The organism is Dawidia cretensis (assembly GCF_018598175.1).
Taxonomy (GTDB): Bacteria; Bacteroidota; Bacteroidia; order Cytophagales; family Cyclobacteriaceae; genus Ohtaekwangia; species Ohtaekwangia cretensis.
On the sequence record NZ_JAHESE010000003.1, the window covers coordinates 144,562 to 157,231 of the forward strand.

Below are 12,670 nucleotides of genomic sequence, written 5' to 3' on the forward strand. Positions count from 1 at the left end.
CAGGGAGCCCACCCAAGTTTAGCCTTTTAATTCGTTCACATATGCACGAAGATGTTAATGGCCTGCAGTTTGATTTTACTGCTGACAGGTCTGGAAGTGCTCGTCAAGTACGGGTGCTGAAGGAGTTTCATGCCCATAAACTTTCGCCCGAGGCGAGTACTGTGGTGTGTCTGGCCGTTCTGCGCGCCAGAGAATGGCTCATGCAACAAGAGGTTACCAACATGATTGCTTGCATTAACCGTATCCTGGCGGCTCTAAAGGAAGGTGGTGCCACCGAGCAGCAGCTGGATATTTGGAAGGGAAGCCTGTATCAACTCCAGCGTGATTCACGTCTGGCCGCGATGAGCCCAGCAGAAATTGAGGAGATACTCATTCGCGAGGCCACGAGAATTAACGGACGCCTGTCGGGCAACGATATTATTTCCAAACAAGGTAACAACGGACAAGCTTCTATCTATAAGAGGATTGGAAAAACGGTCGCCCTGGTATGCACAGCCGTCTTTGTCGCGCTCGTAATCTCTATTTCTTCAAAGCACATTCAATTTAAATCCAAAAGTTGTTCTGATGAGTCCGTTATCGGTCCTGCGCAATATGTGCAGTTTCCCGATAGATCCTGGGCTGTAATTCTGGGCGGGACGAATTATTGCACGCCTACACCCTTCTTCACCAACAATCGTCGGGAGCTCAGTATTACGGATGGTAGCCTCTATCTGGATGTTGCAAAAAATGCTCAACTACCCTTCGTCGTGAAAACGGCACAGGATGTTGAGATCGAAGTACTCGGTACAGGTTTCAGGGTAGACGCCAACCCGAAAGATGGATTCTTAACCGTCTCCGTTGCGCATGGTCGGGTAGCGGTACGTTATAAAGGCGCAAAACTTGCAGAGCTTATGGAAGGGCAACGAGTAACTGTTTACACAGAAAGCGGCCGTTATAACGCAGAAGCATTTAATCCGGAAAACGTAGATTGGCATTACTCCATGATTGTTCTTCCGCGCGTGAGACTTGAGGACGCTGCCGAAATTCTTGAAAAACGATTTAATGTTCACGTTAAAATTGCAAACGAAGCAATGAAAAATTGCGTGATCGAAGCCTCCTATCCCAAGGACGCATCGTTGGATTTTATCTTGAATTCGTTCTGCACGATGTCTCGTGTGGGCAAAAAGCCAACCCTGCTATTCACGATTGAACAGGACACTGTAACGTTAAGCGGCAGCCTGCCGAATTGCTTAATTGACTAATGAGCCAATGATAAAAGAAGTAGTGAAATGCAAAAACGGAGATAACGGGAAAGACCGGTCGCAGGCCCAGAAGCTTCTTATTAACTACTATGACTCAATGACTGGGGATAAGGAATATTTTTCGATGAATGAACCGAAGAAGCAAAATGAAGTCAGTACAAAATTGGCCATGAGCTTTTTTGAAGGCTTCTTTAGTACGCTGGGCTCTGTCATTGGCGGCCTTGCTAACCGTTTTTTTTAACACGTCCTGTCTTTACATATCTAAACGGCATCCGCAATTCTATTCGCATTTTTATGGAGGGTAGGCAACCGGCCATCAAAAATTGATCTTCAAATAACATAGCAGGTTGCGAATTGGCCTAAAAGACGATTACATTTAGCCGCAGAGAATCTAAATGTATTAGGTGAGAATGATGAAAAGCGTGGTGCTCTTCGTTGCCGGTTATCTTATCAGTATAGCCTCCTACGCGCAACCCAAAGAAAGACCGTATGTAGTACTGGTTTCTTTCGATGGCTTCCGATATGATTATGTGTCGCGGTTCAAGCCGCCCTATTTCCAGGAGTTTATCCGCAAAGGCGCCGCCGCCGAAGGGCTCATACCATCCTTCCCCAGCAAAACCTTCCCTAATCACTATACACTCGTTACCGGGCTTTACCCCGGCCGCCACGGCCTGGTCGACAATGCCTTTTACGACCCGGCCCTGCATCAATACTACGCCATACGAGACCGTGCAGCCGTGCGCAATCCTGGCTACTATGGCGGTACACCCTTGTGGCAACTGGCCCAGCAACAAGGCCTGAAGACCGCCTCGTTCTTCTGGGTGGGGTCAGAAGCTGCCATCCAGGGCAAATACCCAGACTACTGTTTCGACTACGATGAATCGGTGCCTAACAAACAGCGTGTTGACCAAACCATCGCGTGGCTCAAGCTGCCGCCAGCGGAGCGTCCACACTTCATCTCGCTATACTTCTCGCTCGTGGATACCGAAGGCCATCATAGCGGCCCCAATTCACAGGCCTTGCGCGAAATAGTATTACAGGCAGACAGCCTCCTGGGACACCTCATGCACGGGCTGAAAACAGTAGCGCTGCCAGTAAACGTGATCTTGGTCTCCGACCACGGCATGATGGAGCTGAGCAACACTCCAAAAACGTTTGTATCCATTCCCAACCTCTTCGACACACGCGACAGTTCGATCGTATTTGTAAACGGTGGCACCCAAACGCATATCTATACGCATAAAGCCGACTCGCTCTACGACGTCCTAAAGAAAAAAGAATACCACTTTAAGGTCTACAAACGAAAAGAGATGCCCACCCAGTGGCATTACAATCACGAACGGGCAGGCGACCTGCTACTGGTCATCGAGCCCGGCTACTACTTCCAGGATCAACCCCGGCGCGCCGGGCCACAGCCAGCGGTGTTTGGCGCACATGGATTTGACCCCGGTGTTGAGAAAAATATGCAAGGCATATTCTACGCGGCCGGCCCTAACATAAAACAAAGGGCAACCCTACCGCCATTCGAAAACGTGCATGTATATCCCTTCATTGCAACCATATTGGGCCTGGCAATGCCACCGATTGACGGCGATCCGGATATCCTGAAGGAGATATACAAAAAGCGATAGCAGCGCCCGAAATTCCGCCACTTCTTTTCGCTGCCTTAGTATTGTCATGAAACTTTATGCCAGGTTGATGCATCCCTAGAGTTGCACAGGCCAGAGATCAATTTCTGCCATACAGAAATTGATCTCTGTTATCTTACTAGAAGCCAAATAGTTGAATCTTCCGTAGAGACCATGCGAATGAGTGGCTTGCAATCGCCGCTATCAGGATGGGAAGTTCAGGGCGGGGAAATAAAAAATCCTGGCAGGGATGCTACCAGGATTTAGTTTTTAATCAGTGGGCGCGCAGGGATTCAAACCCCGAACCTTCTCATCCGTAGTGAGATGCTCTATTCAGTTGAGCTACGCACCCTGGTTTTTATGTGCCCCAGTGTGATTTGGGAGTGCAAATGTAAAGAAATAATTCACTTTACAAAATATCTGGTTTGGCCCGGACCACAATTAAGGGTATTTTTGAACGTATTTATTGAATAAAAAAGTACATGATCAGAAGAATTGCGGTAGTTATTGCGTTCGTCGCACTTGTGGCACAGGCTTTTGGGCAGGAAACCACCACCACCACCACTACGAAAAGAAAAGGCCATCCGGATATCCCTGGAAACTTCACACTCGAACTGGGGGTAAATCGTGCCTCCGGTGCTCCCGACAACTTCTCCCTGGGACTGTGGGGCTCCCGAACCGTCAATATCTATTATCAATACGACATCCGCATCCTCAAATCCGGATTCAGCTTCATCCCCGGCATCGGCCTCAGCATGGAGCGTTTTAAATTCAAAAACGAGTATACCCTGGCCTACAACGCCGACTCCGTTTTTATGGTGTCCCCGGCGACTGCCGGGTTTTCAAACCTGAAAAAATCGATGCTCATCACCAACTACGTGGAAGTGCCGCTCGAGCTTTGCTTCCGTACCAATCCGGAAGACCCCGCCCGTAGTTTCCGCATCTCGATCGGTGGACGGGTAGGCTACATGTTTGACTCCTTCGGCAAGATCAAATACAAGGAAGATGGCGAAGTGAAAAAGATTAAAGACAAACAAGACTTTGGGCTGAACAAATTCCGCTATGGCGTGTTTGGCAAGATTGGCGTCGGAAACTTCAGCGTCTTCGGTTATGCAAACATGACCGACCTGTTTAAAGATGGACTCTCGCAGAATCGCCAGCCTGTCGACTTCAGCACGTTCACAGTCGGTATCTCCCTGTCGAGCTTCTAATACAAAATATTTTCAAAGCCCTGGTTTAGGATCCATTGTCCTGAACCAGGGCTTTTATTTAAGTCCGTTTCAGGGGGTCACGCCGTTCGGCCTGTTATTCAATGGCCGTTTTTGCCCTGTTGCACAATGGTCACAAAATCATCATACCACAGTGGATTCGGTGCATACGACCCGTCCGCAAGCGGCGTCAGGCTTTTCATGGGAAAAATGGGATTGACAAACCAGGTTGGTGAAGCAGGGCCCATCTTTTGCGGAGCCGATTGGCTTAAATAACCGTATGTGGCCAATACAATACCATACTTCTGAAAGTAACGATAATATGTTTTCATGAAATGTTGCGGAAACCAGCTACGCGATGCAAACATATCCTCCCATTCTTTAGGGCTAACACGCTGCGTATTGGCTTTGCTATACCACTCATAGAGCTTCATAGAAGGAGGGTAGCCATACTGACTCGCGAATGTAATACCCCGCTCGCTATCACCCAATGCGTCTGATACATGTTTATTGTATAAACGAAACAACGAGAATTCAGGGACAATAATAGGCTTGTCTGGCATGATAGTTCGTACGAACTGCAGCGCTTCTGCCATTTCCAAAGAGTCGGAAATATGCAAGTGTATTGCCAATCCTTTGATCGCCGGGTGACGCTGCGCCAATTCGATCAGTCCAACTACGCCTGGAATCTTCTGCTCGTCTTTAAGGAACAAACGTGGCAATGATCCGGTATAAACATCGGGACGTTTTAAATCCTTACGCGCACTATAATACGGCTCTACAACTTCCGACAACAAGCGTTCCGTAAATAAAACCAGCGGAACAATGCCCTTTGCATTTCGCTGTAAATCTTCCTTCTTCGTCTCCAGATTAGGCTCATTCCCTAACGTAAAAATGTCCAGGAATGGACCCACCCTGTTTAATATTCTAGCGGCAGTCTCAAAGTATTTTTTCTCTTCAGGCGATCCCGGTGCAGGAATATTCAACTTGAATTTAGCAAAGTCCCAACGAAATCCGAAAGCGACTTTATAGCCAGCCTTTTTTGCCTCAATCACCTTCGCTAACCCCATTTCCGTATCGACATTTTTTTTGCCGCGTATGTACTCAAAAATGTAAGGCGTTGTACGAACCCATTCCACCGGAGTCTTTTTCAAATAGGTAAAGTCAATGATTTCCGGATCATGGTTAAAATTGGCGCCAATTTCTTGCGCCGGGACTGAAAAAGCGCTTCCTGTAATAAACAGAAAGAGAACGATATACTTCATGGCAAGCGTGTTGATCTTGCTCATGAAGTTATCGTTCTTCGTACAATGCCATACCGTTTTAGGTTCATCGGCATATGGCCGGGTTCACTGGCGAAATACATAGGGCATTATCCAAGTCCAGCCCTGGGCACCAGTTTTATAACATGAGATCTATAGTGAAGAACAACAAATAATCCCAGAAGCGCAGCATAACTTCCGCCGCGCTCCACCCACTCAAATAATTCCCACGCTGGATAGAATAGCTCACTCGTCATCTTCCACACAAAGAATACCAGCACCACATGTTTCACGGGCCGGATCAAGAACGAAAGACCGCAGGCAACCTCTAGAAACCCAACAATGTGTGCCATTAAAACCGGTGCATGAAATCCCAAAGAAATATATTGATTAATCAACCCTTTCTTCTCGATCAGGTTCAGCCAACCATGTCCTACCAGCAACGTGCAGGCAATAATTTTGAGCCAGAGCTCGATCGAACGTAGTTGTTTTTCTGATAGGGGCGTGCCAGGTTCCATTTTCTTAAACCACGAACGAATACCCGGGCCGATGGGGCCCGACAACATCAATAAGATCAGTGGCGCACCCCAGTTGCCCGCACGTTCCAGAAACTCGGCAAAGGGCTCGCCTGAGAGCGGCCGCAGCGAGGCCGTAAACAACCCCCAGAACACCAGCCAGGCAGCCGCTGCGCGGATAGGGTAGACAATAAGGATCAGGCCTAAGAGGATGTCGACAATCCCCACGACGGGCATCAGCTGGTAAGCAAGGGCCTCTCCAATGCCGAAAACACCAAAGTAATTACACCAAATCTGCTTGGTGATGATGCCGAAGGCGCCATGGCCGATAAAACACATAGCGCACGCTATACGAAAGAGATAATGGAGGCGGTTTGATAATGACTCCATAGCAGCTTAGGCTTTTGCTTCTTTCTTGCTCCGGGTGCGCACTCGTTCGTTGATGAACGCACCGACGGCCATGCCCATAATCTTTCCATTTTCATTCGCGGGACGGTAATGAATACCGCCATACAGTCTGCTAAGGGCGGCTTCATCAGAGGCTGCAAAGAACGAGGGGAAGTTTCTGGCGGTAAGGCCAAATTCCATCTCTGTCGAATCGGTAAAAGCAAAGTTATCACCGAAAACTTCTGTGAGGGCGCTGGCAGCGGCACTGGAGATTACGCTATGACCACTGATATACTCCGGAAAGGGGGGTGTTTGTAGTAAAGGCGCCCAGTCCTCATCAATATATTGGTTGATATAAGACTCCGGCCGGATCAGGAGGCTTCGGTATTTTTCATCCCAGCAGGCAATGAAACCGTCTGCCAGGGCTAAGGCTACCCGCACGTATGCTTCGGCCGATCGGGACGCATTGGCATGCGCTTTCTCGCAAGCAACGTCGACAATGTTCATCCAGTGGCCACCCGGCGAGATTTTCTTTGTAGCAAACATCACGTGCCCTCGTACGTTCATCACAAAAGGATTACAGTCCCAGAAGCGCGCAATTTCCTCTTGCTCTTTGCTGAGGGTCTTTCCCGTTTCATAGACTTCGTAGGCCAGCTTGTAAAAATCGCTATTCTTCTCAATAGAGAATGCTGGCGGCGGCTGGCCGCGGAATTGAGAAGCCGAGTCAATCACAAAAGTCCGGATCTTATTCCAGTGCGGCTCAATGGCATCCATATAGGCCGGCGGAGTAGGCTTCCAGGTCGACGGACTATCCTGAATCGAATACTTTGGAAAAGACCGGGTTTGTTTATAGTTGTCTTTCGACGACCAGGCAATGATATGTTCCGCAACAGCTTTACCATACGCCACCGACCGATCAAAAACTTCTTCCGGCATGCCAGACCTGCGATACTCTTCCATCACCTGGTTGTAAAACTCATCCAGTTTATCTTCCGAAAAGATATACGCGCGGCCTGTCTGCAGAATAGCCTGGGTGGATGCCAGGGGAAAACTGTATTCCACGCCAGGTTCTGGCGTGGGAACCGGCGCGAGACCATTAAGTTGCCCGGCGAGCGAGACCAGGGTAGAATCTTCATGGCGGGCCGCTTCGTATGCCGCCACCGTAGTATATGCGTAAATGCGACTTGCAACAGGAGGAGAGAAAATGTCGTGAACGATAATATCTGTTATTTTTTTTACAGAACGATGTAAAGCATCTGGCTTATTGGACTGAGTCCGATATTCGACGGATGTTGAGCATGAGCATACAAGAATGCACATACTAATGGATAGAATGAACCTGTTCATTATTGGACTGGAATGATTAGATACGACTGAACGATAATTCCTTGAACAGAAACCCATCGGCTTCCGCGCAACAAGGAGAAGATGACAAAGCAATGCCGGGAGGGGGGCTAGGCGTTTGTTTCGGGAGGATGAAAGATGATCTCCGCCCAGCGGCAGGAATAATGATGGGAGGGCTCCGGCAGAGTATGCCCGAGCGACCATCCGGCACTTAAAGACAGTATAGTATGCCGGGTAAAACAGTAATATTTCGATAAGGAGTCAATCAATTTTAAACCGGTTCCGTGGCTACCGTCTCCGGCGAAGGCATGGGAGAGGTCTTTGATCTGATTGGCGACCTGGGTAGCCTTATAGTCGTGGATACAGACAACATATAAAGTATCGTTGTAGTGTTTTTGTTTCAAGATCCGGTACACCGTGCCGTCATAGGTAAATTCGCCTTTTGAGGATTCATATTCCTCAGAGCCAGTAGTGTAAGGAACAGCCAGGGGAATTTTTAAGATCATATCTCCGCCCGGTTCCGGAACGCCGGAAGCAATTTTTCGAGAGAGACGATCGGCCATTTGCTCCTTTAGCAGTACAAGAAAGGAGTAATATCCAATGGTGTTGAACACCATCAGAATCAAAAAAAGTGCACAGGCAGATCTCCTAATTAACATCCTATCTTCGCATGCCATCGCGGCAAGCTACGATATTAAGAAAATAGGCGCAGAAATGCCAGCGTACCGTCTATAATGGTTGCAGAGTTCTTACTGTAAGCCATCCACTCCTCATTCTGGGTGCTATTTCATAGACTTCTGCCGTTAATCACCGGCAAGCTGCGGGGTGTCGGAACGGGACAGGTATTCGTATCCCCTGTATAGTACCAGGATCTCCAGCACCGTAGCCGGTATCAAGATGATATAGGTAACAAAGAATAACACCACCGTCACGAGTGTACAGCCAATAATAATCTCCAGAATTCCGGCAACACGGCAGATCTCACCCATGCCATCCTGGAGACGGATCAGCGATACGCCAAACACAATACTCAACGCACCAAAAAGTATAGCAATGACAGCATACGGTAACCACAGTGTGTCCGCAAGCTCGACCGATAAGGAAGCCACATCAAAAATGCCTTTAAGGCCGGTTGCGATAATGAGAACATAGCTTACAATTTTCAGCAACGGATGCTCGAATACAGTGCCCAACGCGATAAACCCTCGCGCAAACAACGTATACGAGATAACCATGACGACGGTCAGGCCCGTGTAGATCGTATTCTCCCGGAGCTCCCAACCGGTGTGATTGATGATCCATGCAATATCCATCGCCCCGAGAATGCTCTGGGCCACCAGATAAACTGCGCCCGCCAGGGCAGCGATCAGCAAAGTGTTTCGGTTTACAATAGGTAAAGTACTTTTAGGTATTTCCATAGCCTGGACAGGTTTTGCAAAAAAAGAATCGTAATGCTCTCCCAGTGCTCCTAACAAAATCTTCACGGTCGACATCCGGGGCAGGACCTCGCCGGCCTCGATACGCTGAATGGTGCGCACGCTTACGTGGCTCTTCTCCACCAATTCTTCCTGCGTCAGGTTCTTTTCCTTGCGTAAAGCAGTCAGTCGTCTTCCTAGTTCCGGTTGTTGCATGGTGATTTTGTTGTCGGCACAATGTTACGCGTTTAACGGCGCTGGGCAGATCGCCTGGGGCGATTTTCACCCGTCGTTTGCCCGTCACTCAGCCGCCATTTCATAAAATGGGACGTCAGGTCATTTTTTTAGCATCTCTGTCTCTTTTTGTGCTACAAGTCTGCCAGAAACTGTTATTTTCGCGCCATATTAATCCTGGTCGAGTCAGTTGCCGAACGTAGCATCGACTCTTTCGGGAGCGATTTCCACCTCGCAGGATCGTCACTGAAGTTTATGTAACTGGTTGATGGCGAGCAAGGCGAGTGAAGTTTTAGCGAGGAGGGTGGAAATCGGTCATGAACAAGCAATGTTTAAACTGTTAAAAATCCTGACGGCGAACACTGTCGGGATTTTTTTTGCCCGCCCGGATCGTTGGCTCCTATTACCTCAGATGACACTTATATTCCCGGGTAGCGAACTGGGACTTAGAATCGCATTTTGGCTACAACGTCCCGCAAATTGGCTAACGACTTACCCGGCAGCATATGCGAGCTTTGTCACACTAAAATGCAAAGCGTATGATTCAAGCCAAAGCCTACGCGGCACAAGCAGCCGATACCCCGCTGGCGCCGTGGAATTTTGAAAGACGAGACGTTGGACCACAGGATGTACTGATCGAAATCGCCTACTGCGGCGTATGCCACACCGACGTGCACCAGGCTCGTAACGAATGGTTCCCAGGTATCTTTCCGATGGTTCCCGGACACGAGATCGTGGGCAAGATCGTCCAGGTAGGAGTCGATGCCAAAAAACACAAGCCGGGCGACCTGGCCGGGGTGGGCGTAATGGTTGACTCCTGCCGCACCTGCGAAGACTGTAGAAACGGACAGGAACAATTCTGTAGTGTAAGTCCTGTGGTGACCTACAACACCCGGGACAAGAACGGTCAGCCTGTATATGGCGGCTACTCTAACTACATCGTCGTACACGAGGATTTCGCACTGCGCGTGTCCGAGAAGCTCGACCTGGCAGGTGTAGCACCCCTGCTCTGCGCCGGTATTACGACATATTCGCCACTGCGTAGACGGAACGTTGGCAAAGGCCACAAGCTGGCCGTGGTGGGACTGGGGGGACTGGGCCACATGGCCGTAAAATTCGGAGCAGCCTTTGGCGCCGATGTCACAGTATTAAGCACGTCACCCAACAAAGCCGAAGCCGCTCGTCGTTTGGGCGCAAACCGCCTGGTGGTAACGAAAGACGAAGAACAGATGAAGGCCGCACAGCGCTCGTTTGATTTTATCATCGATACTGTAGCTGCCGATCACGACATCAATCCCTATCTGGCAACCCTTCGTACCAACGGTGTATACGTAAACGTCGGAATGCCCGTACAACCGTTCCAGGTGCCTTCTTTCACTCTTGCCATGGGTAACAAGGTAGTAGCCGGCTCCGGCGCGGGGGGACTGCCCGAAACCCAGGAGATGCTGGACTTCTGCGCCGAAAAGAATATCGTAGCGGACGTAGAGTTGGTCAACATGAAAGACATCAATGCCGCTTTCGAGCGTATGCTTCGCGGCGATGTCCTCTATCGGTTTGTGATCGACATGAAAACCCTATAGCCACCCGCCCATATCCCTGGCGAAAATCCACGCCAGGGGTATGCCTGCGGAAGGTGTTCTTAAATTTTAATCCCTTTCTAACACCCCTGAAAAGCTGCGAATCTATATCCGTTGTGAAGGGGTAGGGGTATTTCTGCACGATCGAAGCGATGTCCGGTGTGTGACGCTTGTCTGTGGTCGGCGTTAAAGTTGTATCTTCGCTCAAACCCCCGATCGTCATCATATGAGCGAGTCAACACTCCTTTGGCTTTTTTTTCACGTATTCGTCATTTTTATGCTTGCCCTGGATCTGGGCGTCTTCCATCGCAAATCGCATGAGGTAAATGTGCGCGAGGCACTTCTGTGGACAGCCGTATGGATCACGCTCGCCATGCTCTTCAACCTCTTTATCTATCTTCACTTCGACCGTGAGCTTGCCGTGGAATTCTTTACCGGCTACGTACTGGAAAAGTCATTGAGCGTTGACAACATCTTTGTCATGGTCATGATCTTCAGCGTATTTAACGTTCCGAAAGCATACCAGCACAAAGTACTCTTCTACGGCATCGTTGGGGCGCTGATTATGCGGGCTGGCTTTATATTCGCGGGTATCGAGCTCATACACCGCTTCCATTGGCTCATGTATGTATTCGGCGCATTTTTGATCTTCACCGGCATTCGTATGCTTACCGCGAAGGAGGCCAAAGTCGATCCCGAAAACAACACGTTTATAAAAGTCGTTAGTAGTATTTTCCCCGTCACTACGTCATTCGTCGGCGATCGTTTCTTCGTGCGCATCGAGGGACGTCGTTGGATCACGCCGCTGTTCCTGGTCGTTATACTCATTGAAGCCACAGACCTGATCTTTGCAGTGGATTCTATTCCCGCAATCCTGGCGATCTCGGAAGATCCTTTCATCGTCTACACCTCCAACGTTTTCGCCATCCTTGGACTGCGCTCACTGTACTTTGCCCTGGCCGGCATTGAACAATATTTTGCCTATCTAAAGTATGGCCTATCCGTGATATTAATATTCGTAGGTGCTAAAATGGCCTTTGTCGACCTCATCAAGATTCCGATCGAGCTCTCGCTAAGTGTTATCATAGGCGTACTGGCCATCTCCATGCTGGCATCGACCTTTGTCACCCGTCGACGCGAACGTCGTCATGAATAATGCGCTATTTCAGTGCGCCATCCTTTTCCATCTTTGCCAGGACGACCGATGAAAACTCCTTCGAAAACTCGGTCAGGCTGCCCGGATTATAAGTCTCCGACTGCCCCGACCACAATAGCTCCTCAGTCTTAGCGTCATAAAGGTTGGTTTCGAGAAAGTATATTTTATCTTCGGCGTAATAACCCGGTGAATAAAGCGTCGGGTACCAGGTGTTATAATATCCCCAAAAACGGCCGTAATAACCAAAGCGAGTCATGGGAGCATAGCCGTAGCTGCCGGGTACATACCGGTTCTCTGTCTCTTGGTCAATAAGGGCCACTGTTAGGATCGCATCAACATCCGTGCCTTTGATCTTCTCCAGCAAAGCCTCCTTGTCAGGGGATTTTCCCTGTGTGAAAGTAGGAGGGATCACGTCGAAACTTTTCACAGCTTTATACCCGTCTTTTTCCAAGGCTCGGGCCAGGTCATTTTCTACGGTCTGCCGGGCATTAGCACGCCCGGTAAGGGCAGTGACCATAATACTTTGAATCTTTGCACTCGGTGCCTTGTCGTTTTTCCACGAACCGGTCACCTGTGTCGCGGGCCCACAGGAAAACACACCTGCCGCCAATATGAGATATATAATGAATGGGTTTTTCATAATCAGGATTTTTTTTGTCTGTGGACTCTGATAAAAAAATTAGGCCAATAGTGACGAGAAACG

12 protein-coding genes and 1 tRNA gene are annotated in these 12,670 nt (G+C 49.1%); 6 read left to right on the top strand and 7 right to left on the bottom strand.

The features are described from left to right. The first annotated feature begins 41 nt into the window (after positions 1-41). From KK062_RS05765 to KK062_RS05775, 3 genes are all read left to right on the top strand, one after another. Positions 42-1,241, top strand: coding sequence for a FecR family protein (locus KK062_RS05765; protein ID WP_254083306.1), 1,200 nt, complete (start codon positions 42-44; stop codon positions 1,239-1,241). Between the two features lie 7 nt (positions 1,242-1,248). Further along, positions 1,249-1,482 carry a hypothetical protein gene (locus tag KK062_RS05770; RefSeq protein ID WP_254083307.1) on the top strand — a complete coding sequence of 78 codons (234 nt, stop codon included), beginning with the start codon at positions 1,249-1,251 and terminating at the stop codon, positions 1,480-1,482. A gap of 169 nt (positions 1,483-1,651) precedes the next feature. Beyond that, complete coding sequence (locus tag KK062_RS05775) at positions 1,652-2,872, top strand: alkaline phosphatase family protein (RefSeq protein WP_254083406.1); 1,221 nt, start codon at positions 1,652-1,654, stop codon at positions 2,870-2,872. Between the two features lie 275 nt (positions 2,873-3,147). On the opposite strand, the gene KK062_RS05780 is transcribed toward KK062_RS05775, so the two are convergent. Then, positions 3,148-3,221, bottom strand: a tRNA-Arg gene (locus tag KK062_RS05780). A gap of 130 nt (positions 3,222-3,351) precedes the next feature. Here KK062_RS05780 and KK062_RS05785 point away from each other — a divergent pair. Further along, positions 3,352-4,080, top strand: coding sequence for a porin family protein (locus KK062_RS05785; protein ID WP_254083308.1), 729 nt, complete (start codon positions 3,352-3,354; stop codon positions 4,078-4,080). Between the two features lie 98 nt (positions 4,081-4,178). On the opposite strand, the gene KK062_RS05790 is transcribed toward KK062_RS05785, so the two are convergent. From KK062_RS05790 to KK062_RS05810, 5 genes are all read right to left on the bottom strand, one after another. Beyond that, positions 4,179-5,366: a hypothetical protein gene (locus KK062_RS05790; RefSeq protein WP_254083309.1), complete on the bottom strand. Its 1,188-nt coding sequence runs from the start codon at positions 5,364-5,366 to the stop codon at positions 4,179-4,181. Positions 5,367-5,449: 83 nt separating this feature from the next. Beyond that, positions 5,450-6,244: a hypothetical protein gene (locus KK062_RS05795; RefSeq protein ID WP_254083310.1), complete on the bottom strand. Its 795-nt coding sequence runs from the start codon at positions 6,242-6,244 to the stop codon at positions 5,450-5,452. 6 nt (positions 6,245-6,250) lie between these two features. Then, positions 6,251-7,402, bottom strand: a complete 1,152-nt coding sequence (locus KK062_RS05800; protein WP_254083311.1) for a vanadium-dependent haloperoxidase — start codon at positions 7,400-7,402, stop codon at positions 6,251-6,253. 293 nt (positions 7,403-7,695) lie between these two features. Further along, entirely contained in the window at positions 7,696-8,148 is a 453-nt protein-coding gene (locus KK062_RS05805; protein ID WP_254083312.1) for a hypothetical protein, read from the bottom strand. A gap of 240 nt (positions 8,149-8,388) precedes the next feature. Next, positions 8,389-9,216, bottom strand: a complete 828-nt coding sequence (locus KK062_RS05810) for a helix-turn-helix domain-containing protein (protein WP_254083313.1) — start codon at positions 9,214-9,216, stop codon at positions 8,389-8,391. A 557-nt stretch (positions 9,217-9,773) separates the two neighbouring features. Here KK062_RS05810 and KK062_RS05815 point away from each other — a divergent pair. Both KK062_RS05815 and KK062_RS05820 read left to right on the top strand, forming a co-directional pair. Further along, positions 9,774-10,814 carry an NAD(P)-dependent alcohol dehydrogenase gene (locus tag KK062_RS05815; protein ID WP_254083314.1) on the top strand — a complete coding sequence of 347 codons (1,041 nt, stop codon included), beginning with the start codon at positions 9,774-9,776 and terminating at the stop codon, positions 10,812-10,814. A gap of 223 nt (positions 10,815-11,037) precedes the next feature. After that, on the top strand, positions 11,038-11,967 hold the full coding sequence (locus tag KK062_RS05820; RefSeq protein ID WP_254083315.1) for a TerC family protein: 930 nt from the start codon (positions 11,038-11,040) through the stop codon (positions 11,965-11,967). Between the two features lie 4 nt (positions 11,968-11,971). Here KK062_RS05820 and KK062_RS05825 read toward each other — a convergent pair whose 3' ends face one another. Then, a complete protein-coding gene (locus KK062_RS05825) occupies positions 11,972-12,607 on the bottom strand; it encodes a DUF4136 domain-containing protein (RefSeq protein ID WP_254083316.1) in 636 nt (211 codons plus the stop codon). Between the last annotated feature and the right edge of the window lie 63 nt (positions 12,608-12,670).